The organism is Archangium sp. Cb G35 (assembly GCF_001896145.1).
Taxonomy (GTDB): domain Bacteria; phylum Myxococcota; class Myxococcia; order Myxococcales; family Myxococcaceae; genus Archangium; species Archangium violaceum.
Map to the genome: position 1 here is coordinate 34,493 of NZ_MPOI01000018.1, position 25,829 is coordinate 60,321.

Here is a 25,829-nt window from a genome sequence, read left to right on the forward strand (position 1 = left end):
ATGAAGTCACCGGAAGTCACCGGGCCTCGAGGAGGCCCGGCTCACCGGAGGGCCTACGGCTGGGCGCAGGCCTCGGCGTTCTCGTGGCGGCACGCGTGCAGGTTGCGCGGCACCTCCATCCAGTAGATGTCCGGGGTGACGTTGGCCTTGTCACGCAGCCTTTCCGTCTTGGGCGCGTCACCCGGGCTCGTCACCGCCACTTCGAAGCGGATGCCGCCCGTCTTCGACAGCGAGACGATGGGCACGCCCTCGCTCGGAGGAGCGGTCGTCGGGCGGCCCTTGCTGTCGATGTAGCCCAGGCCCGTGCGGAAGCCCTCGGCCATGTCCGGCAGACCGGTGATGGCGTCCGCCTGCCACGAGTAGGACATGTCACCCGCACCGGACAGCGAGCAGGCCGAGCCACTCTTGCCCGCGGCCGGAGAGAACGAGGGCCAGAAGACGACGCCCGCGAGCACCGTCGAGCCCGCCGCCGTGCGCTCCAGCATCGAGTTGTTGTAGCGGACGAACCAACCCGCGTCCTCGGAGGTGGCGCGCTTGAGGCCCAGCATCCTGGCCGTCGGGACGTAGCGCTGCCTGAAGCCCGTGTCGTCCGGCGCCATGTACTCGTAGGCCGTGTCCGGAATGGTCACGTCCACCAGCGAGCACTTGACGCCCGAGGGGCAGGTGTAGCCGCTGGTCCTGTCCGACACACGCATCTTGTCGAACGTGACCGCTCCGGCCTCGTCGGTGAACTTGCGCTGCCAGCCACCGTACGCGTGGAAGCCGAAGAAGCGGTTGTTGCCCACGGCCACCTTCTCCTCGTCGCTCAGCTTCAGGTCCGGGTGCTCGCTCGTGTTGAGGTTGAGGTGATCTCCCGTCCACTTCGAGCCGGACACCTTGGCGAACGACTCCGTCTTGAACGTCTTCTTGGCATCCGCCACCCAGGGCGTCGGGTACGTGGTGGCGCCGAGCGCCGCGGCGGGGCAGCTGATGGAGAGATCCGTCAGCTCCATGCGCGAGCTGGAGCACGCATCACCCAGGCCACTGACCCAGTTCTCCTTGTTCTCCTTGAGCACACCCAGCTCGTACTCGAGCGTGGAGATGCGCTTCTGGCCGTTGACCTCGGAGATCAGCGTGGCCGACACGTTGCACTTGAGCCGGATGCACGCCAGCAGATCGTCCGGACCGCAGTCCGAGCCCGCCGTGGTGCGCATGTGCTGCCGGTCACCAGTGCCCATGAAGCTGCGCAGCCAGCCCGTCTCCGGCTGCAGGACGTTGGAGGCCACGTTGAAGAAGGGCGCCTTCTCATAGGCGTTCCGCGGCCCGATGGTAGACCCGTCCTCACGCTGCATTTCCAGCGAGCGCGCGCCGAACCAGTTGGTCACCACGCCCGAGCCGTCCACCGTGCCCGGGTTCTTGAAGCGGAACGTCCACACCTGGCCGCCCATGTCGCCAATGACCATGGTGTCGAAGAAGCCGTCCAGGTCCCGCTCCACGGTCTCCGCCTTGCCGATGTCCACCAGCGCCGCGGAGGCCGCCACGGGCATCATCTGGTTGAGCACGTCGTTGTAGGGCGTGGACGCCTTGGTGCCCGGCTGGGCCTCCGCGGACCACAACATCTTGCCCGTCCACGCGTCCACCATGTAGACGCCGCGGCCGCGCGACAGGTCCGAGCTGTAGCCACCGTTGAGCACGGCCACCCAGCGCTCCTCCCACCCACGCTTGCCATCCTCGCCAGCGGTGGCCGCGAGGCGCACCGGTCCGATGGGAGGCGGCTTGGGAGCGAAGTTGGACCAGGACTGGCCCATGCTGGCCGACTGCGGCTCACACGCGTTGGGGAACATCCAGCGGAACGGCTTGTTCGCGGCCGGGTCCTCCAGGCTCTTGAGCATCTGGTACGGGTCCGTCATGTCCAGCGCCACGTAACGCTGGCCGCCGCCACGCTCGGTGATGACGGCGATGGTACGGAACTCGTTGGCCTGCTTGAAGCCGTCCTTGGCGGACGCATCCTCCGCGGTCGTGTTGAGTCCACCGTCCGCCCAGATGTCTCGCACCATGGGCGTGCCATCCACGTAGTACTCGTGCTTGGCGCCCACCATCAGGCTCAGCTTGGGCAGCAGATCCGGCGGGATGAAGGCCCAGATCTCCTCGCCCGTGCCCACGGTGTACGTGGTGCCGAAGCCCATCTTGCCCGAGGCCACGTCGCCCTCGGCCGCCACCGAGTCACCCACGTGGATGGCGTGGAGCATGCCGCCGTTGGAGCCCACCAGCGCGACGCGGGCACGGTTGTACATGCTCTTCTGGTAGTCGCCGTAGGCCGCATTGCGCGCGCCCTTGGTGCTCGCCACCATGGGAGTGGGCTGGTAGCAGGGCTTGGCGCCGCCACTCACCGCGCACCGCGGCTCGGAGGACACCGAGGGAGAGAAGTCCTCGTAGAGCGTGGACACGCACTGGCCATTGAGGCCCAGCGAGCAGAGGAACGGCTCACCCGGCGCCTCCACCGTCACCGGCGTGGAGTGGAAGATGTCCGCGAGCTTGCAGGACGCCTTCTCGCCCGGCTTGTTGTCCGCGCACGGCCGCTCCTCGTTCTTGTTGGAGTCACCGTCGTAGTCGAACACGTCCACGCCGCGCACGAAGCGGATGAGCGTCTCGGCACACGTCTTCTGCTGCGCGGGAGTGCCATCCCACGGCCCCAGGCCCGCCTTGGCGTAGAGCGTGCTGCAGAAGGTGTCGCCGCCCGCCATCACGTACTTCTGCAGATCCGTGATGTGGTCCGGGTGGAACTCGATGGGCGGGTTGTCCGCCACGTCGAACTTCCCGTTGTTGTCCCGGTCGATCATCGTGAAGATGCAGCGGCCCACCGTGTGATCCGGCTTCGGCGTTCCGCCGGGCCGCCAGGTGGGATCGCACTTCTCGACGGCCGAGCGCTTGCCGATCGTCTCACCCAGGTTCCAGAAGGGCTTGGCCTTCACGCCCCCCTCGACCTTGCCATCTCCCACGGGGGTGGCCGTGGCCTGCTTCACCCACTCGCCCTCGATGTTCTCCTGGACGATGTTGGTGACGCTGAAGCTCTTCGGATCCGGAACACCGGGCGACAGGTAGGAGATGCCCTCGCTGTCCACGAAGAAGGTGTCGTCGCAGTCCTTGTCCTTGTTCAGGTCGAAATCGTCCCCGGCCGTGGTCTTGGCGCGGGCGGCGTCGCAACCCTGGGCGAACTCGCTGAAGTAGAAGAAGCGGTAGAGGTGACCCTCGTACGGCCGGTTGCGGCGCGGGATGAAGCGCGGCACGAACACGGAGGACTGCGCACCGGAGGCCTGCACGCCGGAGATGTTGGCGGCGGCGAACGAGGTGGACAGCTGACGGATGTCGCCGAGGGCGTCCAGGATGGCGGTGCGCAGCTGCACGGCATCGTTGGCCTGGTAGAAGTTGCCCTTGCCGGCCCGCGCGATGCTCTGGAGCATGGCGCTGTTGTCGCCATAACCGATGGTGTACGTGCGCACCGACTGCACGCCGGCCATGTCATCGCGCAGGTCCATGTTGGCCAGGAAGAACGACACGTCATCCATGAAGTTCTTGTTGCCCACGCCATGGCCCACCGGCCAGTTGTAGTCGGTGTAGTCGCAGTCCGCCTTGGTGAAGTACACGTCCGGGGTGGGGTCCGTGTTGTCCACCTTCACGAACTGGTCGCAGTAGTTGATGCCGCCCACGTCCGGGTTGAGCTCGGGGTCGATCGGCTCGAACTTCACCGGCGTGCCCTCCAGCAGGCCCGTGCGGGCGCCGTGCTTGACGCCCTTCTCGACGAGCAGCTGCATCATCTTCGTGATGGGCACCGAGTTGTCGTACTTGGGCGCGCCGTCCGTCAGCACGATGACGGAGCTGACCTGGCAGCCGAAGCACACGGAGCGGCGGCCACTGAGCTGATCCTCCCAGGGCTGGCCCGGCAGGTACTTGCCGGTGGCGTCCACGAAGGGCGGCTTGACCCACTCCTTCTCGTGCACACCCCAGTAGATACCCTCCTTACCGGTGTAGGGGTCATCGTAGGTACCGCCGTTGCAGCAACCCGGCCAGCCGAAGTCGCCAGGGCTGAGAGGCTGCTTGAACCAGCTCTCCCACTTGTTGTCCGACTTCTGCGAGGAGAAGTAGCCACCGAGCGCGAACAGCGCCTCACCGATGGAGCGCTCGTTGTTGCGGAAGTTCACCTCGTTGACGGCCGCCGTGAGCCGGGGCCGGTTGAGGCCCGTCGACGAGACCGAGTCCTTGATCTCCGGGAAGGAGTCATCGCAGCTCGGGCGCAGCGGCTCGAGGATGAGCGCGGGGTCGAACCAACCGTGGTCATCACCGAAGGTGGCCACGCCCATGCGCACGTTGGGGGCGATCCGGATGACGTCCTTGAGCACCTTGCGCGCCACCACGAACTTGGGCGGACGCACGTTGAGCACGCGGCCGCTGAGGACCCACTTGCGGAACGCCTCGGGACGCAGCGCCGGCTCGTCCGGCTCCTTGAGGGGGCCGGCTCCGCCCGGATTGATCGCCTGGGTATTGGCGGTCACGACCGGACCACGCCACCAGCCCTTGCTCGCCAGACACGCCCGGCACTCGGTCATGAGGGGCGAGTCAATGGAGCCATAGGGGTAGTCCGTCGTGTTCCAGCCCACGCTCGCGTAGCAGGCCGACAGGATGTCACCCTGGCTGTTGAGAGGGCCCTCGAAGTCGTTACCGTTGATGGTGTACGGCCCTTCCCGCACGTTCCAGCCGAGGCGCCGGCCGCGCGAGAAGTAGAAGCGGTTCGGGTCGAAGAACGGCGACGACAGGGCGCCGTCGGAGTCGTAGACGATGGAGCCGTTCTTCTCCGCGTCGAGGCTGTTCTTGTCGAACCAGCTCATCGCGGCGACGAGCGCCGGATCCTCGCAGCCCGTGTCAATGGCGAGACCGGCCGCGCCCTCGCTCCCTTGATCTCCCTTGGGAGTCACCGGAGTCTTGGGCACCGCGTTGGCCGCGTACCAGCCCGGCGTGAAGGCCTCGGGCAGGTCCTGGGGGTAGTCCTGCATGGACTCGTTGTTGCCCAGCAGGAACATGGCGCTCGGAGGGCTGGAAGGCACCTCGAAGAAGTCCTTGTCGCCGCCCTGCGAGGGGTTGATCATCGCGTCACCGATGGCCAGCGCGCTCGTGCAGCACGCGGCCTTCGGTGGAATGTCCACCTCACCCGAACGGCTCTCCCGGGCCAACAGTCCCACGGCCCCCGCAACCACCACGCCCGCGGCCATGCCCACCCCGCGGACCGATGGCTTCCGCAGGGCACGTCGCATGGTGTCGAAGTCGATGCGCATCATGAAAGGCTCCTAGAGACCGAACCGCACCACGAATTCCACTTCGGTCCCACGACCGTTTTCGTCCACACAGTGGACCGTAATCTTATGCGGAACGCCACCCAAGGTGGTTTTTCCGACAGTATTGGACAGATCTCTTACCGACTTCCGGTCACCACCGGCCCTTCCCTCGACGGCCGTGATGCCCGCCACTGACACCGTCTGGCCGATGTGGCCGCTACGCGCACATCGGGAGTCCTCGGGGACGGCGCCGGGAGGGCAGTCGGTGGCACCCGCCGCGTTGAGGTCCACGTTGACGGGGGAGAGCTCCACGGGCGCGCCATCCAGGAGGCTGAAGCGCGAGAGCATGTACTGACGGCCCGCGTCGGCGCACGCGAGCAGCTCATCGCCGGAGCGCTCGTTGCGAGCCGCACCCAGCTCACTGTGGGAGAAGGAAACGGCGGCCGCGGCCAGCAGGCTGATGACCGCCAGCAACACCACCACCAGCAACAATACGGAACCGCGTCTGCCGAGGCGTTTCTTCATGGCAAGTCCTCCTAGCCTCCAGCGCAATTGAAGTCATCCTTGGGAAGGGCGCCCTTGCAGGCGTCCGGAGTCGTAGCGTCCAGCGTATAGACGGGCACGGGCATCTCCGAGGAGCGCATGTTACGCACGTGCACCGACATCTCGGAGACGATGCGGCGGAAGCCGTAGTCCGTGGGCTTGGGGATGGGATTCTCGGCAACGGGGACGAGCGTGCTGCCCGAGACGACCAGCCTGCTGCCGAAGGAGGGAATCTGGTTCATCGTCTGGGGATTGGCGGCCGAGTCGCGGGTGCTGCTGCGGGCCACCAGGCCCACCACCACGGCGCGGATGTTGGCCGGGTTGTCGTTGTTGCGCTTGTCGTCGTTCAGGGGCGTCTCGTAATCGGGCGCCGGGTGGGCCGAGTCGTCGTACTTCGTGGGGATGAAGTAGGTGCCGTTGCCGCGCAGGAAGGAGACGCGCAGCGCCTCGATGTCCTCGGCCACCGGCTCGCCGAACGAGTTCGGATCCATCTCGGCCAGCCCGTGACGGCGGAACAGGTAGGGCCGCGCCGGGGTGTCGGGCCTGCCATCCTCGTCGATGAGCTGGATGGAGTAGTCGTAGACGTCGATCTTGAAGACGGACACGCTCATGCCGCCAGCGCCGGAACCGAAGCAGCTCGCGGTGAACTCGTTGAGCCGGGGGAACCTGCTGTTGGCCGCCTCCAGCGCCAGCTCCGTGGTGCCCTTGGCGGCATCCGCGCTCAGCTGCGCGTAGCTCCAGGAGAGCGCGCCCGGGCACACCACCTGGATGATCTGCCCCTTGCGAAGGGTCTCGGGCAGACCCCTGGACAGGGAGATGGACGAGGCCGACAGGGTGGAGGCGAAGGCGTTGAAGGCCGGGTTGCGCATCCGGAAGACGAGCCGGTCCGAGCGGTTGACGGCGCCGAGCGAGTCACGCGACCAGTCGTCCGGGAAGTCGAAGGCGAGCGGAGGCTCGATGCCATAGCCGGCCATGCGCAGGTTGCGCACCACCATCATGTGCGTCTGGCGCAACGAGGCCTGCCCGCCCCGGATGCCCGCCTGCGTGTAGAAGGACTGGGTGTAGCCGAGGAAGGCCGCGGAGACCGCGAGCACCGTGAGGAACGTCACGGCCGAGCCCACCATGAGCTCGATGAGGGTAAATCCACGCTGGCGCCGCATCACACTCCTCCCATCTGGATGCGCATCGTCTGGGTCGTCACGACGCGCGGCTCCCCCGCATCCATGTAGAGCACCTTGACCCAGACCTGCATGCGCTGCACCCCTTCGCGCACGGGCTCCGTGCGGACGATGTAGAAGCGCTGATAGACGGTCTCGTTGCGGCCCTCCACCTTGTCCTCGTCCTTGAAGCCGGGCCGCTGCAGACCGCCGAACGCGGCGCCTCCCAGGCGCAACATCAGCTCGCCGTGCATGCACGCGACGTAGGCGTTGTAATCACCCGTGCCCGGCTTGAGCAGCTTGTGATCCTTGTCCAACGGATCGTTCGCGCACAGGGCGGCGTTGGCGGCCAGCCGGGGATCATCGAAGTTCCACAGTTGGATCTGCTCGGCCAGGTCGTTGGCGACATCGGTGGCCTGCATGAGCCTGCGGGCCTGGCCGGTGGCACCACGCGCCTGCACGAGCGCACCGAGCAGACCCGCGAGCCCCACCAGGAACACCACTGCGGCGATGAGGGACTCGATCGTCGTGAAGCCGTGGCGTGGGCGGAAGGAAGCACGTCGCAGCATGGCAATCACCTCGCGGCCGAGAAGGTCCGCACGAGACCGGTGTTGGTGATGACGATGGCCTGCGCGCTCTGCAGGCCGCCGCCACCCACCGGGAGGAAAGAAATGGAGGCCGCGCCATCCGTGGACGGATTGCCCTCGGCATCGGCGAACATCACCGAGCCATCCGGCTCGAAGAAGATGACACCCCGAATCTGCCTGGTGGAGCCATCCCCGGAGCAGAAGGTGCAGGGCTTCTCGCTGGGGACGAAGCAGAAGGGCGGCGGGAAGATGTCGGTGCTCGCCGCGGGCTGGCCCTTGGCGAGGCCAATGCGGCTGGCCAGCAACGAGGTGCAGCCCTTGTGCGCCACACGGCCCACGGCCTCGATGAAGCCGCCCGTCAGTACGCGCACCGAGGGGTTGAAGTGGCCCGAGTCGAACAGCGGGAACTCGGAACCGGAGGGCGCGGGAGCACCGGGCGCCAGCTCCCTCAGCTCCCTCCAGTCGGGATTGGACCTCATCGCGGCGACCAGGTTGGACCAGGGATCCACCACCACCCAGTAGCGGATGGGATTGCCCATCGTGGGTCCGTCCGCGTTGAGCAACACCGCCACACGCTGGTTGCGGCCATACGCGTGCGAGCGGGCACTGGAGATGACCGCGGCGAACTCGAGCGCGCCACCTGTCAGACGCGTGCGCTGCGGCAACACCTCCAACGCGGCGTACGCGAGCGCGGCGAGTACGGCGACGATGCCCGTGACTGTCGCCATCTCGATGAGGGAGAAACCGGTATTGCGGCGGGTTCGCTTCATAGGGTGTCCATCGTCCGGCGCCCCCGAGCCGAGCCCCACACCATCCAGAACACCGGGCGCACGAAAAAGGCTGGGCTTCGAGGGCTACTACATGGTCCTTGGTGGAGCAGCTTACCGCAAATTCCGTCGAGGGATCATCGCATCCTCGGCTCCCCTACGGGACGAGCAACGGAGCGGACCCACCGACTCGGAAATTTCTTTCCCCGCTGCAGGCATCCCGGCATCTTCGGGAAAGCAACGCCAGACGCGAGAAGGGCTACATGACGGGGACGTATCAGACACTCACGGTGGATCTGCCGGAAACGGAGTCGGAGGCCGCCCAGGACCTGCTGCACGAGCTGGGCGCCATGGGACTGGAAGTGAGGGACCGGGAGGGTCCCACCATGCCGGGAGTGCGGGCCCCCGCGGCGGGCGAGGCCATCATCGTGGCCTACTTCGACGACGCGGACACGGCCGAGCAGGCACGCGCGGAGATGCACGAGGCCTACCCCTCGGCGAGGCTTCAGCTGGCAGAGGAGCAGCAGCAGGACTGGAGCAATGCGTGGAAGGCCCACATCAAGTCCGTGCAGGTGGGACGGCTGTGGGTAGGTCCCCCCTGGGAGGCGCAGAACGCCCCCGCCGACAAGGTGCGCCTCGTCATCGAGCCGAAGATGGCCTTCGGCACCGGCGACCATCCCACCACCTCGCTGTGTCTGGGTGCGGTGGACGACTACATGAGCACCCATCCTGGGGCGAGCGTGCTGGATGTGGGCACGGGTACGGGCGTGCTGGCGATTGCCGCGAAGAAGCTGGGCGCCGGACGGGTGGTGGGCACGGACAACGATCCGGTGTCGGTGGAGCTGGCGAGGGAGAACGCCGTGGACAACGGCACGCCGGACGTGGAGCTGTCGGGCAAGGAGCTGACGGCGGTGGAAGGCAGCTTCGACCTGGTGGTGGCCAACATCCTGGCCAACACGCTCATCGAGCTGGCGCCCCTCATCGCGCCGAAGGTGAAGGACAGGCTGCTGATGGCCGGCGTGCTCGCGCACCAGAAGGCGGAGGTGGAGGCGGCGTACGTGAACCTCGGCCTGGTGCCAGAGCCGGGCGCCCAGCAGGGCGAATGGGTCCGGCTGGACTTCCACCGCGCGAAGTAACACCGGGCCCCACGGAGGGTTAGAGTCTCCCCATGCTGAAACCACAGACCCAGGCGCTGTTCGACGAGTACATCTCCGCCCACCAGCACCCCACCAACCGCCTCACCCACAAGGTCGCCATCCCCGTCATCGTCCTGCACATCGTCGCGATGCTGGACTGGGTGCGGCTGGTGCCCGTCCCCGCCCTGCCCGGTGGCTCGCTCACCCTCGCCTACGTGGCCTGGGTCCTCGCGTCCATCTGGTTCGTGCGCGCCGACTTCAAGCTGGGACTCATCGTCTCCATCGCCGCCGCCCTGTGCATCCCGCTCGGCCGCATGCTGCCTCGCGAGGCCATCATCGGCATCGCCGTCTTCGGCTGGCTCGTCCAGCTCGCCGGCCACGCCGTCTGGGAGAAGAAGTCTCCGTCCTTCCTCACCAACCTCGTGCACGCCCTCGTCGGCCCCCTGTTCTTCGTTGCCCTGCTCACCGGGGACTACAAGATCGCGCCCCAGGCGCAGGTGGCTCCGCAGACGGCACAGTGAGCTTCGGGTAGGACCTCGCGGCTCAACCCGAGGTCCCTGGCACCCTCACCCCGACCCTCTCCCGAGGGGAGAGGGAGTGCTCGCTCAGTGAGACTCGGCGGTTCTCGGCATCCCGGGCGCGGGCTCCGTCTTCTCCGGCGGCGCCCGCCCCTCGAGGGCGTAGACCACCACCGCCTCCTTCCTCCCCTTCACCCGCTCCTCCGACATCCGCTCGCCCCGGAAACGGCCCTGCCCCGCCTTCCAGGTGCTCTCGCTCACCAGGATGTCCACCCCCAACGCCTTCGTCAGTCCCTCCACCCGCGAGGCCAGGTTCACCGCGTCCCCAATCACCGTGTACTCGTGCTGCTCCGCGCCTCCCAGCATCCCCGCCGCCACCACCCCCGTGTGCAGCCCGATGCCCACGCGCAACACCGGCTCCCCCCGCTGCGCCCTCCACGCGTTGAGCTCCTCCAGCTTCTTCCTCATGTCGAGCGCCGCCTGCATCGCGTGCACCGCGTGATTCGCGTCCCCGTCCGGCACTCCCCAGCACGCCAGCATCCCGTCCCCCAGGAACTTGTTCACGATGCCCCCGTGCCCCATCACGATCTGCCCCATGTGCCCGAAGTAGTCGTCCAATAGCCCCAACACCGCCCTCGGTGGCAGGGTCTCGCTCAGCGTCGTGAAGTCCCGGATGTCGCTGAAGAGGATCGTCACCTCCCGCTGCACCGGCTCCAGCGTCCCGTCTCCCGTCTGCAGCACCCGCTCCACCACCTGCCTCGGCAGGAAGCGCGAGAGGTTGTCGCGCCTCCTCAGCCCCAGGAACATGCTGCTCACCGCCGTGTTCGCCCACCCGATGAGCATCCCCAGCGCGATGTAGCAGCCCACCACGAAGCTCACCCTCGAGATGGAGAACTCTCCCATCACCCAGCACACCAGCGCGAACGTCGCCGAGGACGTCACCGTGGACAGCACCACGTGCAGCCAGCTGTAGCGCGCCACCGAGAACGCAAGCACCACCGCGCAGCTCGCCGCCAGCATCTGCGGGTTGAAGTCCCCCGAGCTGGAGGCTCCCCTCCAAGCCACGAAGCCGAAGAAGCCACAGTCCAACAGCGTGGTGAGCACCGGCATCCATCTCGCCCTGCCCAGGTTCGGCTTCTTCTGGAGATGGAGGATCAGCGTGATGGAGAGCGCGAACACCAGATAGGCCAGCACCGCCACCAGCCGCTGCCTGTCCTTCGGCCCCAGCTCGCCCGACATCCGCGCGATGACGACCTGACTGAACGTCACCAGCACGAACAACGCGAGGCGCACCCGCGACACCACACGCTCGCCGCGCAGCGCGCTCTCCGCCAACACCCGCTCCTGGTTGGCCCGCGCGACCTCGAACCGCGCCACCGTACTGTCGTCACTCGCCCGGCGCGCCATGGCGGCCTCCTTGCCCCTCATGAGAAGCGCAGCCGCCCCACCGCGCGCAAGCTGCCCGTCACCACGCCCCGGGTGTTGCGCTGCGGCGGCTCCACGTGGTGCCCCAGCCCCTCCATCGGCACCGATACGCGCCGCTCGTACCGCTCGAACACCTGCCGCAGCACCTCCAGCAGCGCAGGCGGCGAGCACCTCATGTCCCCGTCCTCCACCTTCAACGCGAGCCCCAGCCCCAACGCCGGCACCGCCGCGCTGTAGATGCCCTCCGCCCCCACCTTCGCCAGCACCACCCCGCGCCCCGCCGCCATCAGCTCCGTGCACAACCGCCCCGTCCCCGCCACCAGCTCCGGATGCGCCCACATGGCCTCGCGCAGCCGCCTCGCCGCCTCCAGCTCCGCCACCCCGAAGCGCGCGTACGCCATCGCCATGGCCCTCAGCGGAAGCCCGAAACACACCGCCGTGCACCCATCCACCGCCTGCAACAGCGAGCCCGCCGGCAGCCCCGTCCAGTGCGCCACCTCCTCGAGAATGCGCTCCTGCACCGGGTGCCCCGCGCGCTCGTACCCCTCCGTGCGCCAGCCGTGGTGCTTCGCCAACGCCAGCATCCCCGCGTGCTTGCCCGAGCAGTTGCTCCACCCCGGCGTGATGACCGTCCCCGCGCGCACCGCCTCGTCCGCCACCACCTGCGACAACGGGGGATGCGGCCCGCATGCCAGTTGCGATTCCTCACAGCCCGTGGCCCTCAACATGCCCGCGCACACCTCGCGGTGCACCGGCTCGCTCGAGTGCGAGGCACACGCGAGCGCCAGCTCCCTCGGGCCGAAGCCGAAGCGGTCCGCCGCCCCGTCCCGCACCAGCGGCAACGCCTGGAAGGCCTTGGCCGCAGAACGCCACATGGACACCCGCTCCGGGTCCCCCGCCGACGCCACCAGCGCCCCCCGCTCATCCACCACCGCCACGGACACCTGGTGCACTGACTCGACGTAGCCGGAGCGCGTCGATTCGATCAGAAGAGAGGACATGTCGCCCCGCGCATAGCAGGTGTGCCGCTTCTTTGCCTCGCTCCCAATGGCTCGCTCTCCCGCCTCCCCTCCCCCGGGGCCGGGTGGATGGGTTGGCGGGTGCCACCGGCCGCCCGACATTGAGGGAAGGCATACCTCCTCAGGAGCCCACCATGGCAGGCAAGTTCAGCAAGACCACGACACCCGGCACGGGCTACACGGACGCCGTCACCCAATCCCGGCCCCCCACGGATTCCTCCGGACGCGGCGTCCCCGATGAGCGGCGCGCCTTCTCGGAGCAGCGCGAGGGAAACTTCCCGGGCACCGCGGATGACGACACCGTCACGGGCCGCAAAGCCGGCTACGGCGCGGACCCCACCAACACGCCTCCTGGTCTGTCCGCCGAGGGAGCAGGCGACGCCGAGGACGCCGGCTCGGTGGGCAACGAAACGCCCGGTGAGCCCGTGCAGGGTGGGTAGGGCACCAACACATAGAGAAGTCATGCCAGGACAGGCCCTTTCGCGATTACTGGACCGCCTCCCCTTCGGGAGGAACGTCATCGACGGCGTGCCCGCCGCACCGCCCCAGCACCTGCCGCACCAGGAGCCCACCCAGGTCCACCAGGGCTTCGGGTCGCTACCGGCCGCCGACGGTCCGCGCCGGCTCGGGACGGGAACCACGCTGCTGGTGCACCACCCCCAGCCGCGCCCGCCCCGCGACCACGTGCTCCGCGTGATGACGTACAACATCCTCCTGGGCGGCGAGCGCCGTGCCCTGCTGGAGGCCTATTTCGCCTCGCTGGAGGAGCTCGGCCGGATGCCGGACGTCATCGCGCTCCAGGAGGCCAGCCAGCCCACCGCCATGGAGCTCGCCCGCGACTACGGCTTCCACCTCGTCTACCAGGGACGCGACGTGGCCGGGCCCGTCATCAACGGCAAGGCCATTCTCAGCCGCCACCCCCTCCTCGAGGCCGCGCACTACACCTATGCCTTCCCCGAGGACGCCCGCGCCGCCGCCATCGCCCGCCAGGGCTTCGTCGGCGAGCTGGACGAGGACCGCGGTGCCCTCTTCGCGCTCATCGACGTGCTCGGCATCCCCGTGGCCCTCTACAACGTGCACCACACGCTCGGAGACAGCGGCATCAACGCCGGCCAGCTCTGGCAGCTCCAGGCCACCCTCCATGCCCGGGATGGTGTGCCCTCCATCGCCCTGGGCGACTTCAACGCCAACATCAACGTCAAGCACCACTACTCGCTCCTGCCGAGCCCCATCCGCAAGCACGAGCCCACCGAGACGGTGAAGGACTACGAGTCGCGCTACGGCGACGTGCACCCCAGCGTGGGCGACTGGGGCGTGGGCAACATCGGCGACGTGCGCGTGCGCCGCGCCCTCCACGCCCTCGAGCACGAGCTGCCGGACCCGCTCCGCCGCGCCCGCGAGCTGCGCGTGCGCATGCCGGATGGCTCCCTCCTCAATCCGGACGAGGCCCGCGAGATGCTCGTCGCCGGCGCCTTCCCGAAGAACTCGGAGCCGTGGCTGCGCCTCCAGGACGTGGCCGACATGTCCACCCTCAACTCGCTGCCCGACGGCAAGGGCGTGGTCCCCGCCACCGGTAAGCGCTTCGACACCTTCTTCGCCTCCCGCCAGCTCGAGCCCCTGTTGCTCGAGGTGGACCACTCCACCGGCGCGTCCGACCACCTGCCCTCCGTCGCCGACTTCCAGCTGCGCGGCCTCCGCCACTGAGCCGGCCCTGGTAAGAAGGAGGGCCCCACCCTCCCGGAGGACAGCCCACCCGTGGTCCGACTCTTCGTCCCGCTCCCCGAGCCCGCTCCCCCCGAGGTGACGCTCTCGGGCGAGCGGCGCCACTACCTCGTCCACGTCCTGCGGCTCGCCGAGGGCTCCACGCTCGAGCTCTTCGACGGCGCGGGCCGCGCGTTCGAGGCGCGCGTGGCCTCGCTGGACGCGGAAGAGGTGCGCCTGGTGCTCGGCGAGGCGCGGCTCACTCCTCCCTCCCGCCCCCTGCACATCCTCCAGGGGCTCCCCAAGGGCGACAAGCTGGAGTGGGTGCTGCAGAAGGGCACCGAGCTGGGCGCCACCGCCTTCCACCCCGTGGCCACCGTCCGCAGCGTGGTGAAGCTCGAGCCCAAGCGCGCCGAGGAGCGCACCAGCCGCTGGACGAAGATCGTCGAGGAGGCCGCCCGCCAGTGCCGGCGCAATGACGTGCCCACCGTCCATGTCCCCTGCCCCCTCGTGGACGCGGCGCGCTCGCTCGCCCCCGGCACCACCCTGCTCGTGCTCGACGAGGAGGAGTCCGCCGTGCCGCTCGGCGAGGCCTTCCGCTCCTGCGCTCCCGGCGCTCCCGTGGCGCTCGTGGTGGGGCCCGAGGGCGGCCTGGCCCGCGAGGAGGTCTCCGCGCTCCGGGCCCTCGGCGCCCGCCCCGTCACGCTCGGCCGCCGCATCCTCCGCACCGAGACGGCCGCCCTCGCCGCGCTCACCGTCATGGGCTTCCTGGACGGAGAGCTCGGTTAGCGCTCGGACAGGTGCCGGGAGGACGGGCCCCCGGCGCCCGGCGTCTGCCCACTGCGTGACGCCGTCCCTATGTTTGCTCCGCAACGGCGCCCTCATCCCGAGGAGCCAGACAGGGAGCGGCACCCATGGCCATCTACGCCTACGCGCTCATCGGAATCATCGTGGGCATCCTCGCGCGGATCGCCCTGCCCCCCACACGCTCGGTGGGGTTCGTGGGCAGCGCGCTGCTCGGCGGAGTGGGCGGCATCATCGGCGCCCTCCTCAGTTCCGTCTTCGCCCCGGGAAGTGTCACCAGCCACATCCATCCCCTGGGCGTCGTGGTGGCCATCGTCGTCTCGGCCCTGGTGTCCATCGGGGTCATCGTCGGCACCCGGAACCGGCGCTTCGCCTGAGCGGACCGCCAGAGGTGTCCAGGCAGGGTATCCAGGCAGGGAACCCCGGCTTCCGGCGGTTTTCTTGCTCCCGGCTCCAGGAGGGCGTTTCATGGTGCTACAGCCTTCTCCATCCGGGAGGAACCGTTGTCCAAGTGCCTGAAGTGCGGAGCTTCGCTGCCGCCTGTAGGGGACTGCCCCACCTGCGCCGCCGCTTCCCAGCCCACGGCCCGGGCCGTCCCGAGTTTTCTGGACAAGGAGCTCCAGATCGACCGCCGCCGTCCGGATCGTGACGCGGCGGCGATGGCTCCTGGCCCCGCCGCCGCACCGCCCGGCATGACCGCCCGCGGCGCCGCGACGCCCCCTGGTATGACTCCGGCGGCTGGCTCGCGTCAGCAGGCCCCGGCTCCGGCCGCGCCTCGCGCTCCGGGTCTGCCCGTCATGCCCCCGCGCTCGCAGGCCCCGGCCGCCCCGATGGCAGCGGCTCCCGCGCCCCGGCCCCAGGCTCCCGCCGCTCCGGTCCCCCCGGCTCCGCGGGCCGCCGCGCCTCGTGCTCCGGCTCCCGCGCAGCCCGCCATGGCCCGTCCTCCCGCGGCCCCGGCTCCCGCCCAGGCCGCCGCGCCCCGCCCGCCGCCGGCGCCCTCGCCAACCCCCTCCTTCAACCTGCCCGGTGTCGCGGCCCCGGCCCCCGCCCCTCGCGCGAGCACTCCGGCCTTCGGTGTGCCGCAGGCATCCGCTCCGGCGGGTCTGCCCGTGATGCCCCCGCTCCAGCAGGCCACCTCCGGCCTGCCGGACATGCCCGTGGCGAAGGCGGCCGCTCCGTTGGACCTCTCCATCGAGGAGGAGTCCTTCCCCGTCGACCTGGAGGAGTCCGAGCCGGCCGCCCCGCCGCCCGTGGCCGCCGCCCCTGCCCGGAGCCCGGCGCCTTCCGCCCCCAAGCCCGTGGTCACCGGGGCTCGGGAGACGGAGATCCACGCCCGCCCGGCCTCGCTCTGGCGCCGGCTGCTGGCCCTCGCCATCGACACCGGCGCCATCGCCGGGGTGGCCGTGCTCTACCTCATGCTCGCCTCCTCGGTGGCCGGCGTGCAGGCCCCCCAGACGAACCTCTCCGGGCTCGACGCCATCGTCGTGCAGATCCGCGCCCTCCAGTCCGTGCTGCTGCCCGGCACCGCCCTCCTCCTGGTGCTCTCGCTCGTCTACTGCGCCGTGTCCGCCTTCCTCTGGAATGGACGCACGCTGGGCCGGCGGCTGCTCGGCCTGAGGCTGGTGGACACCCACGGCCTGGCCCCGGCGCCCGGCCGGGCCATCGTCCGGGCCATGCTGGCCAGCCTGTCCTTCGGACTCTTCCTGGCGGGCTTCTGGATGGCCCTCTTCGACCGCCGCGGCCAGACGCTCCACGACAAGCTCACCTCCACGTACGTCGTCCAGCCGAGCTAGTGCACCCCCGAGCCGATGCACGGATTCGTTGTGACTTCCGGCCGCGGCCGTAAGATGCCGCGTCCCCCATGCCTTCCCATCTTGCCAACACCCTGATCGCGCAAGGCCTCCTCCCCCAGGACAAGGCCGAGGAAGCCTTGCGTCATCAGACGGCGCAAGGTGGCTCCATCGACACCGCGCTGATGGAGCGCCGGCTCCTCCCCGAGCCCCAGGTGCTCCACGCGCTCGGCGAGGCCTCCGGGCTGCGCCCCGTCAACCTGGCCGACTTCGAGCCCAACGCGGACGTCGCCTCCTTCATCCCCCCGAAGATCGCCGACCGCCTGTGCGTGGTGCCCCTGTCGCTCGATGGCACCACCCTGCACGTGGCCTGCGGCTACCCGGTGCCCAGGAAGGAGCTGGAGGAGGTGGGCTTCCTCCTCGGCAGGCCGCTGGAGCTGTGGGTGGCCACCGAGGCCCGCGTCCGGGAGTGGATCTCCGTCATCTACCGGCAGCCCCTCTCCCCGCGCTACACCTCCCTGCTCGCCGCGCTCGACCCCGAGCGCATGGGCACGGCGGCTCCCGCGGCACCCCAGCCCCTTCAACCCGCGCAGCCCGCCGCCGTCGCGGCTCCCGCCCCGGCGCCGAAGCCCGCGCCCGCTCCCGCTCCACCTCCGAAGCCCCCGGACGACGCGGCCCTGACGTTGGAGATGGTGGAGCGGCTGGCGCGCTCCGTGGCCGCCGAGCCCTTCCCGGTCGCCCCTCCGCCAGTGCAGCCGCAGCCGCAGCCGCAGCCGCAACCACCGCAGCCGCAACAGCCGCGGCCCAACGGCGCGCCTCCCGCTCCAGCTCCGGCCGCCGCCACTGCCCAGCCTCAGCGCCCGGCGGCCCCCGCCGCGCCTCCCGCTTCCGCCGCGCCCGCGCCCGCGCCCGCCTCGACGCCCCCGGCCGCCATTCGTGAGCCCCTGCGTCTGAACATGCCCGAGCCCGCGCGTCCCGCGGCACCGGCTCCGCAGGCCCAGCCCGCTCCCGCCGCGCGTCCCGCCGCCGCGCCTCCTCAGGCCCAGCCCGCTCCCGCCGCGCGCCCCACGGCTCCGGCTCCCCAGGCCCCGGCCCCGCAGCAGTCCGCTCCCGCCGCCGCGCGTCCCCCGGCACAGCCTCCGCCCCAGGCGCAGCCCGCCGCGCCTCCCGCGCCGCAGCCCGCCGCTCCCGTGGCGGCCCAGCCTCGTCCTCAACTCGAGCCGCGCGCTCCCGCGCCCGCCGCGCCCCAGTCCCCTCGCGACGACGTGCCCGAATGGACGCTCGCGCAGGCCCGCGCCGCCCTCAAGGAGTCCACGCGCGACCGCGACCGCCTCATCGACACCGCCCTGCGCTTCGGCCGCCGCACCTTCGACTACGTGGCCGCCTTCGCCGTGCTGCGCGGCGCCGCCGTGGGCTGGGACGCGCGCGGTGACGGACTGGCCAGCGAGCAGCTCTCCCTGGTGTCCATCCCGCTCGACGCCTCCAGCGTCTTCCGCACCGTGGCCATCACCCGCGGCAGCTACGCGGGCCCCATGCCGCCGGACAGCCTGACGAAGCACTACCTGGAGCTGTTCGGCCGCCAGCCGCCCCGCACCCTCTTCCTCTACCCCGTGGAGGTGCGCGGCCGGCTCGTGGCCGTCCTCTATGGGGACTGCGGCCAGAAGCCCATCAGCCAGCGCCGCCTGTCCGACTTCATCCTCTTCTGCCAGGACCTGCCCGCCGCCTTCCAGGAGCTCATCCTCTTCCGCAAGCAGCGCCTGGGCGAGCTGCGCGGCGCGCTGGACTTCGACGTGGACGTGGACGAGCCCGCCGCCGCCAGCACCCCCTCGGCCCCGAGCGCTCCGGCGCCCTCCATGGCCGCGGGCCTGGGGTGGAGCCCCTTCGTCAACCGCACCGCCAACGCGCTGGGCCGCGCCGCCTCCATGGCCCCGCTCGTCATGTCCCAGGAGGAGCGCCCGCCTCCGGACTTCGGCCCACTGCTCAAGCGCCTCACCGGCCCGGACGCCAACCAGCGCGCGAACGCCATGGCCGAGCTGGCGCGCTCGCCCGAGGCCAGCGCCAAGGTGCTCGCCACGCACTTCCCCGGCCCCACCGCGTGGAGCCGCCTGCCCGTGGTGGAGCTGCCCGAGGCCGATGAGCTGGGCCCCATCCCCGGTGCCCTGTCCCGGCTCGGCCGGCCCGCGGCCCAGGCCCTGGCGCCGCTGCTGGACTCGAGCGACGCGGACACGCGCTACTTCGCGCTCCTCACCGCCGGCAGCCTCCCGTACGTGGAGCTGGTGGACGGCGTGCTGCGTGGCCTCTTCGACTACGAGCCGGACATCTCCAGCGCCGCGCGCGTGGCCGCCGCCGCCCTCAAGCACCTGCCCCGCCTGGACGCCGCCCGCAAGGAGCTGCGCCAGGAGCTCACCAGCCGGGACGCGTTGCGGCGCTCGCTGGCGGCGCGAGCCCTGGGCACGCTGCACGACCGCGAGTCCATCGAAGGCCTCATCAATCTCACCGGCAGCGACGACGAGATGTGCGCCCAGGCCGCCGCCGAGGCGCTGCGCGAGGTAACGCGCGCCACGATCGGCCTGGACAAGCGCGCGTGGACGGCGTGGTGGGCGGAGAACCGCGGCCGCCGCCGTGCCGACTGGCTCGTGGCCTCGCTGCGCCACCCGGAGCTGGACGTGCGCCTGGCCGCCATCGAGGAGCTCAGCCGGGGCCTCAACGACACGCTGGGCTACTACGCCGACGCGCCCGACGCCGAGCGCGAAGCAGCCGTGCGCCGGTGGGAGGCCGCGGTGGCCGATCCCTCCCGGTCGCGCCGGCTGGCCCTGCTGTAGGGCGAGGGCGACGGAGGACATGATGACGCAGGCGTGGATCAGCCTCGGGGCCTGCGCGGGGCTGCTGGCGGTGGCGGGACTGGCCCTGATGCGCGTGGGGCGCAGCGTGCTGGCCCTGCCGCTGTCGGTGCTGTGCATCGTCCTGTCCACGTGGAACTTCTCGGACTTCGCCCTGGCGCGCTCGGGTGGGCCGGGCTGGCGCTTGATGGCCACGGTGGCGGCGCTGATGAGCGCTCCGTCCTCGCTGCACTTCATCCTCTCCTTCGTGGGCGAGCGGCGCCGGCTGGCGGCGGCGATGTTCTCCGCGTACGGCGTCTTCGGGGTGCTGGCGGCCACGGCGTTGACGGGCCTGGGCTCGGCGCGCGTGGCCGAGGTGGTGAATTCACGGGGCTTCGTCCTGACGGTGCTGGGCTTCACCGCGCCGCTGCTGCTCGGGGGCTTCACCCTGCTCACCCAGCACGTGCGCCGCGAGGTGCGCGCCACCGAGCGCACCCGGGCGGTCCTGATGCTCACGGGGCTGGCGCTGCTGGTGATGCTGTTGGGCACGGACATGATGGCGATGCTGGGCCAGGAGGTGCCGCGCCTGGGCAACCTGGGCACGCTGCTGGGCCTGCCGGCCATCGCGGTGGTGGCCCTGCGCCTGCGCCTCTTCGACCAGGAGCTGTCCAACGTCCACGCGGTGTACGCACTGCTGCTGGCGCTCATGGGCGTGCTGGCCTACCTCGCCATCTTCCAGCTCTTCGCCGCGCAGTACGGCGCGCTGGTGGTGGGGACGGCGGCCATCACCCTGAGCCTGCTGGCCATCATGCGCCGGGGTGTCATCGCCTTCTCGGCCCAGCGCGAGCGGCTGGAGCACATGGCCACCCTGGGCCGCTTCTCCGCGCAGATGGCGCATGACCTGAAGAACCCCATCGCCGCGCTCAAGGGGGCCGCGCAGTACCTGAAGGTGGAGCACTCGCGGGGACAGCCCTGGGACGACAAGGGCGAGTTCCTGGATCTGCTGCTGGAGCAGGTGGAGCGGCTGGACCGGGTGGTGAGCACCTACCAGCGCCTGGGCCGGGTGGAGCCGCTGAGGCAGCCGCTGGACCTGAACCAACTGGCGACGAGCGTGCTGTCCCTGCAGACCTTCACCGGGCGCCCCGAGGTGGAGATCCACCGCGAGCTGGCGGCGGAGCTACCGCGCTGCTCGGGGGACTGGGACCTGCTGGCCAATGCGGTGGAGAACCTGGTGCGCAACGCCTTCGAGGCCATGCCGCGCGGGGGCACGCTGACGCTGCGGACGAGGCTCGACGGAACGGGCGTGGCGCTCAGCGTGGAGGACACCGGCGAGGGCATGAACGCGCGCACGCGGGAGCGGGCCTTCGACGACTTCTACACCACCAAGGCGACGGGGAGCGGGCTGGGGCTGGCCTTCGTGCGGCGGGTGGTGGAGGCCCACGGCGGAGAGGTGATGCTGACGAGCCACGAGGGACGCGGCACCACCGTGACGCTGCGCCTGCCGGTCTCCGATGCGCCCGCTGGGGAGACGGTGCCAGGAGAAGCGGAACCCTGGCCGGGTTGAGCCCACGCGACTTGAGGCACGGGAGGGCACGTGCCACTGTGCCAGCGGGGTCGCTCCCCCGCGCTGCCCATGTCGAATCCTGGTAAGGAAGAGCCGACGCTCGAACCGACGCTCACTCCAGAACGCGTCGACACGCCCATTCTGGAGCCCACGTTGCCGGGAGAAGGCGCGGCGCGGGCCGCGGAGCTCCCAGTACCCGTTGCCACTCAGCCTGGCGAGGAGTTCCCGGTCCCCCACTGGGACCGCTACGAGTTCCTCTCTCCCCTGGGCAGCGGAGGCATGGGCGAGGTCTACAAGGCACGGGACCGGCGCCTGGGCCGCGTCGTCGCGCTCAAGTTCATCCGAGGGGCGGACCCCGACAAGGTGATGCGCTTCCTCCAGGAGGCCCGCGCGCAGGCGCGCATCGACCATCCGAACGTGTGCAAGGTGTACGAGGTCGGCGACGTGGCGGGGAAGGCCTATATCGCCATGCAGCTCATCGGGGGCGAGCGGCTGGACAAGGCGGCCCAGGGCATGTCCCTGCCCGAGAAGGTGCAGGTGATGAAGGAGGTCGCCGAGGCCATCCACGAAGCGCACCGGCTCGGCGTCATCCACCGGGACCTCAAGCCCTCCAACATCATGGTCGAGCGCGGCGAGGACGGGCGCTGCTTCCCGGTGGTGATGGACTTCGGCCTCGCGTACGACATCGGCCAGGGGCACGGCCTCACGCAGACGGGGGCGCTCATGGGCACGCCCTCGTACATGGCACCGGAGCAGGCCCGCGGCGACGTGCGCAGCATCGACCGCCGCTCGGATGTCTACAGCCTGGGTGCGACGCTCTATGAGCTGCTCACCGGCGCGGTGCCCTTCACCGGCGACTCCCTCATGGGCACGCTGCAGAAGGTGCTCCACGAGGAGCCGCCCGCCCCGCGCACACACGTGCCCCAGCTCCCGGGCGACCTGGAGACCATCACCCTCAAGTGCCTGAACAAGGAGCCCGAGCAGCGCTACGCCTCCGCCCGCGCCCTCGCCGAGGACCTCGGACGCTACATTGATGGCGAGCCCATCCTCGGACAGCGTCCGAGCCTCGTGTACCGGCTGCGGCTGCGGGCACGGAAGCACCGGACCCTGGTGGCCGTCTCGGCGGTGTCCCTGGCGAGCATCCTCGTCCTCGCCGCCTTCGGTGCGCGCTCGTGGCTGGAGGCCCGCACCACGCGGCAACGCTCGGAGGAACGCGCCCGGCTGGCGGGGCAGCTCGGGCAGCAGGTGAAGGAGATCGAATGGTTCCTGCGCGCCGCCTACACCCTGCCCCTGCACGACACCAGCCATGAGCAACAGCTCGTCCGCGAGCGAATGACGCGGCTCGCCTCACAGCCCCATGAGCTGGGGAGCCACGGTGAAGGGCTCGTGCACTACGCGCTGGGGCGCGGCTACCTGGCCATGCACGAGCTGGAACGGGCCCACGAGGAGCTGACGCGCGCGCAAGAGAAGGGCGTCGACTCGCCCGAGCTGCATTACGCGCGCGGCCGCGTGCTCGGCGAGCTGTACCACCAGGCACTGGAGGACGCGCGCAACAGCGGCGGCAAGGAGTGGGTGGCCCAACGGCAGCGAGCCCTGGAGACGCAGTACCTGGAACCAGCGCTCCAGTCACTCGAGCGCAGCAGGGACCTGGACCTGGAGTCGCCCCGCTACCTGGAGGGGCTCATCGCCTTCTACCGGCGGGACTACGACGCGGCGGCACGGCTCGCGGCCCAGGCCGCGGCGGAGACGCCCTGGGTGTACGAGGCCCGGAAGCTCGCTGGTGACGTGGCCTACACCCGCGCCATGGAGCACCTGGAGAAGGGCGAGTACGACCCGGCACGCACCGGGCTCGAGCAGTCGGGCCACCTGTATGAGCAGGCCATCGAGTCGGGCCGGAGCGACGCGCGCAACTACGAGGCGCTCGCGGAGGTGTGGTTGCGGCAGTCGGTGGTCGACTCGCGGCAGGGACGCTCGCGCAAGGCCTCGCTGGAGCGCGCGTTGGAGACAGGAGACAAGGGCCTCCACGCCTCACCGCTGCGCGCCTCGGGGTACACGAAGAAGGCCCAGGTGCTGATGCAGTGGTACCGGCTGATGAACTTCGAGAAGGGCGGACTGGATCCAGAACCCATCCTCACCGAGTGGACCGCCACCGCCGAGCGCGCCGTGAAGCTGAACCCTCGGGACGTGTACGCCTACGACATGCTGGGCTACAGCCACTTCATGCGCGCGCTCCGGTTGGCGCGGGACGGTGCGGCTCCGGACGCCTCATGGGACGCGGCCATCTCCTGGCTGGGCAAGGCACTGGAGCTCCAACCCGAGTACCCGTGGGGGCACAACGACCTCGCGCAGGTCTACCGCTGGAAGGGCAACCACGAGCGGGAGCACGGCAAGGATCCCCGCGAGTCCTACGCCCGCGCCGAGCACCACTTGAACCAGGCGGCGCGCAGCGACCCGTCGTACCTCCTGGCGCACACGAACCTGATCGAACTGTACGGCGCGAGGGCGGTGTACGAGTTCTCGCACGGGCGCAGCCCCCAGGAGGATGTGGACAAGGCGCTCCAGGCGGGCGAGCGGGCCCTCTCGCTCGATGGCAACTACTTCCTGGCGCTGAACCAGGTGGCCCTCACGGAGCTGACGCTCGCGCGCTACCTCGTCGCCAGCGGCGGAGACCCGCGTCCGGTACTGGAGCGGGCATTCCAATACCTGGAGCGCTCCGCGGCCATCAACGCCACCTACGGGCGCACCCCGCTCTACCGCGCCATGGGCCACCTGGTGGAGGTGGAGCACGCGATGCGCGAGGGCCAGGAGCCCACGGCCTCGCTCGAGGCGGGACGGCGGGCCCTGGCCGAGGCCTACCGCCATGACTCCGGTTGGGTCGAGTGCCGGCTGGTGGGCTCGAGGCTCGCCCTGGCGGAGGCGGAGTGGGCGAAGCGGCGGGGACAGCCGGAGTTGCCGCTGCTCCAGCAGGCGCTCGCGGAGGCCCGGCGCGCCGTGGAGATGTATCCCTATTACGAGACCCACCAGCAACTGGCGCGCGTCCACTGGCGGCTGGCGGAGGCCTTGCCCGCGAGCAAGGCGTCCGGCTCCATCTCCGAGGGCCTGGCCCAGGTGGACCTGGCACTCCGGCTCGACCCGAACCTGGCGCACGCCCAGGCCCTGCGCGGAGGACTGCTCCTGGCCCGGGCCCGGACGATGCGCGAGGCGGAGCGCCCCGACACCGTCCAGCGGGCCCGGACCGCGCTCGCCCGGGCCCTCGAGCTCAACCCGCTGCTGCGGCGGGAGTACGAAGCGCCGCTGCGCGAGGCGGAGTCAGGGCAGCGTTGACGGGTCCTCCACGGGGCCGGTGAAGACCTTCCCCTGAAGGGTGTAGTCCTCGGGCGAGCACGGTCCCACGCCGTAGGTCTTCAGGTTGTTCTCATTCTGCCCGAGCCAGGGCTCGGCCGTCGGACGGCGGCGGTTCTTCGTGTTGAGGCACACCGCACCGAGCGGGCTCCAGAGTGCCTCGACGTCCTCGAACGAATCCTGTGGCTTGCCGAAGCCGTACTGGTCCCGCCTGTAGATCTTCGTTTTGCGCTTCGTGTAGCTGCGCCAGTCCCCCTTGCCGACGAAATAGGCGGCACGCTTCGCCTGCAGGCAGGACTGATAGACGTAGTCGCGAGTCTCGTCCCGCAGGCCCGTGGCGGGATCCCATGGCGTGTAACCCCAGGCCAGGCAGGTGACGATGGAGCCCTGCTCGCAGCCCATGGTGACCACGGTGGCGTCGTCCTTGACGTAGCCGGTCGCGCCACTGACGCGCTGCCCCGGGAGGAAGGAGACGACGGTGTCGTCATCCCCCGAGCAGAGCCGGAGCCAGGTGTTGTTGCCCGGACGGACTTCCCGGTAGTTGAGCCTGTAGCGGTGCACCCCATCCTCCGCGGTCTTCTCCTTCTGGTCGGGGGCGAACCGCATGTCGTAGGAGATGAGCTGGGTCGCGTCTCCATGTCCCATCGGCATGGACTTGAGGCTGAGAATCACCTTGCTCACGTCGGCTCCCGTCAAGGTGTGCTCCACGCCGTTCTGCCGGTACTTGAGGGTGAGCTGGGTCCGCTCTCCCTCGACCGCGAGCATGTACACAGGCGAGGAATCAGACGCGAGCCTGGCCTCGACAGGAAACTCGACGACGCCAAACACACCGTTCAGATAGCGGACGGAGAGCATGAGCCCCTTCGGCCTGTGGACGAAGGCCTCCGGGCAGAAGTACTTCGTGTCTCCGACCATGAAGCAGTAGTTGCCGCCCTCGGCGGTGTAGAGGCCCTTGGCATTGCCATTGCCGCCCGGGTCGCAGTTTCCCGTGGGGCACTCGTCGGTCACGGTGATTCCCGCGATCAGCGCCTTGTCGATGCCGCAGACGGGCCCACCAGGGCAGGTCGAGACCGGGCCCGTGGTGGGCTCCGCCGGCCGGATCACCTGCTGGCACGCGCCGCATCCGCTGGCCACCGTCACCAGGGCCATGCAGATGAGCCATGCCGGCCAACGCCCGCTGCCCTCGCGGGTACCCACTCGCTGTGTCTTCGCCGTCTCCATATCCATGATGAACTCCCCCTCGTGCGGCGGTACGGGCGGGCTCCCCCCTGCTGCGAACCCACCCGCGCCACCGCGAACACTGGTTGGCAGGCGGCTTAGCCAAAGGCATGCCAGCACGTCAAAACACGAG

18 protein-coding genes are annotated in these 25,829 nt (G+C 70.1%); 10 read left to right on the forward strand and 8 right to left on the reverse strand.

The annotated features are described in order from the left end of the window. Nucleotides 1-53: 53 nt before the first annotated feature. From BO221_RS43710 to BO221_RS43730, 5 genes are read right to left on the reverse strand one after another with little or no spacing between them, the layout of a single operon-like run. Nucleotides 54-5,309 carry a hypothetical protein gene (locus BO221_RS43710; RefSeq protein ID WP_073566866.1) on the reverse strand — a complete coding sequence of 1,752 codons (5,256 nt, stop codon included), beginning with the start codon at nucleotides 5,307-5,309 and terminating at the stop codon, nucleotides 54-56. Between the two features lie 9 nt (nucleotides 5,310-5,318). Then, nucleotides 5,319-5,831: a hypothetical protein gene (locus tag BO221_RS43715; RefSeq protein WP_043401591.1), complete on the reverse strand. Its 513-nt coding sequence runs from the start codon at nucleotides 5,829-5,831 to the stop codon at nucleotides 5,319-5,321. An 11-nt stretch (nucleotides 5,832-5,842) separates the two neighbouring features. Further along, nucleotides 5,843-7,009, reverse strand: coding sequence for a prepilin-type N-terminal cleavage/methylation domain-containing protein (locus BO221_RS43720; RefSeq protein ID WP_073566867.1), 1,167 nt, complete (start codon nucleotides 7,007-7,009; stop codon nucleotides 5,843-5,845). Continuing rightward, complete coding sequence (locus BO221_RS43725; protein ID WP_073566868.1) at nucleotides 7,009-7,575, reverse strand: hypothetical protein; 567 nt, start codon at nucleotides 7,573-7,575, stop codon at nucleotides 7,009-7,011. The genes BO221_RS43720 and BO221_RS43725 overlap by 1 nt, the downstream gene beginning before the upstream one ends. 5 nt (nucleotides 7,576-7,580) lie before the next feature. Next, entirely contained in the window at nucleotides 7,581-8,363 is a 783-nt protein-coding gene (locus BO221_RS43730; RefSeq protein ID WP_073566869.1) for a Tfp pilus assembly protein FimT/FimU, read from the reverse strand. 260 nt (nucleotides 8,364-8,623) lie between these two features. Between BO221_RS43730 and prmA the strand changes: the two genes are divergently transcribed. Next, nucleotides 8,624-9,496 carry a 50S ribosomal protein L11 methyltransferase gene (gene prmA, locus BO221_RS43735; RefSeq protein WP_073566870.1) on the forward strand — a complete coding sequence of 291 codons (873 nt, stop codon included), beginning with the start codon at nucleotides 8,624-8,626 and terminating at the stop codon, nucleotides 9,494-9,496. Between the two features lie 32 nt (nucleotides 9,497-9,528). Then, complete coding sequence (locus tag BO221_RS43740; RefSeq protein ID WP_073566871.1) at nucleotides 9,529-10,017, forward strand: DUF962 domain-containing protein; 489 nt, start codon at nucleotides 9,529-9,531, stop codon at nucleotides 10,015-10,017. Between the two features lie 84 nt (nucleotides 10,018-10,101). On the opposite strand, the gene BO221_RS43745 is transcribed toward BO221_RS43740, so the two are convergent. Then, entirely contained in the window at nucleotides 10,102-11,421 is a 1,320-nt protein-coding gene (locus BO221_RS43745; protein WP_073566872.1) for an adenylate/guanylate cyclase domain-containing protein, read from the reverse strand. A gap of 17 nt (nucleotides 11,422-11,438) precedes the next feature. After that, complete coding sequence (locus BO221_RS43750; protein ID WP_073566873.1) at nucleotides 11,439-12,440, reverse strand: asparaginase; 1,002 nt, start codon at nucleotides 12,438-12,440, stop codon at nucleotides 11,439-11,441. A 152-nt stretch (nucleotides 12,441-12,592) separates the two neighbouring features. On the opposite strand from BO221_RS43750, the gene BO221_RS43755 reads away from it, so the two are divergent. From BO221_RS43755 to BO221_RS43790, 8 genes are all read left to right on the forward strand, one after another. Beyond that, the gene (locus tag BO221_RS43755; RefSeq protein WP_073566874.1) at nucleotides 12,593-12,898 is read left to right on the forward strand and encodes a hypothetical protein; all 306 of its coding nucleotides are present in this window, start codon (nucleotides 12,593-12,595) and stop codon (nucleotides 12,896-12,898) included. A 22-nt stretch (nucleotides 12,899-12,920) separates the two neighbouring features. Further along, the gene (locus BO221_RS43760) at nucleotides 12,921-14,162 is read left to right on the forward strand and encodes an endonuclease/exonuclease/phosphatase family protein (protein ID WP_073566875.1); all 1,242 of its coding nucleotides are present in this window, start codon (nucleotides 12,921-12,923) and stop codon (nucleotides 14,160-14,162) included. Between the two features lie 51 nt (nucleotides 14,163-14,213). Further along, a complete protein-coding gene (locus tag BO221_RS43765; protein WP_073566876.1) occupies nucleotides 14,214-14,948 on the forward strand; it encodes a 16S rRNA (uracil(1498)-N(3))-methyltransferase in 735 nt (244 codons plus the stop codon). A gap of 125 nt (nucleotides 14,949-15,073) precedes the next feature. Then, nucleotides 15,074-15,340, forward strand: coding sequence for a hypothetical protein (locus BO221_RS43770; RefSeq protein WP_073566877.1), 267 nt, complete (start codon nucleotides 15,074-15,076; stop codon nucleotides 15,338-15,340). 126 nt (nucleotides 15,341-15,466) lie between these two features. Then, nucleotides 15,467-16,756, forward strand: coding sequence for an RDD family protein (locus BO221_RS57495; RefSeq protein WP_304528734.1), 1,290 nt, complete (start codon nucleotides 15,467-15,469; stop codon nucleotides 16,754-16,756). A gap of 68 nt (nucleotides 16,757-16,824) precedes the next feature. Then, entirely contained in the window at nucleotides 16,825-19,575 is a 2,751-nt protein-coding gene (locus BO221_RS43780) for a FrgA protein (RefSeq protein WP_073566879.1), read from the forward strand. Nucleotides 19,576-19,594: 19 nt separating this feature from the next. Then, a complete protein-coding gene (locus tag BO221_RS43785) occupies nucleotides 19,595-21,136 on the forward strand; it encodes an ATP-binding protein (RefSeq protein ID WP_073566880.1) in 1,542 nt (513 codons plus the stop codon). 69 nt (nucleotides 21,137-21,205) lie between these two features. Next, the gene (locus BO221_RS43790) at nucleotides 21,206-24,460 is read left to right on the forward strand and encodes a serine/threonine-protein kinase (RefSeq protein WP_233166528.1); all 3,255 of its coding nucleotides are present in this window, start codon (nucleotides 21,206-21,208) and stop codon (nucleotides 24,458-24,460) included. On the opposite strand, the gene BO221_RS43795 is transcribed toward BO221_RS43790, so the two are convergent. Beyond that, entirely contained in the window at nucleotides 24,446-25,705 is a 1,260-nt protein-coding gene (locus BO221_RS43795) for an ADYC domain-containing protein (protein WP_073566881.1), read from the reverse strand. The two genes, BO221_RS43790 and BO221_RS43795, sit on opposite strands and share 15 nt — an antisense overlap. Nucleotides 25,706-25,829 lie beyond the last annotated feature (124 nt).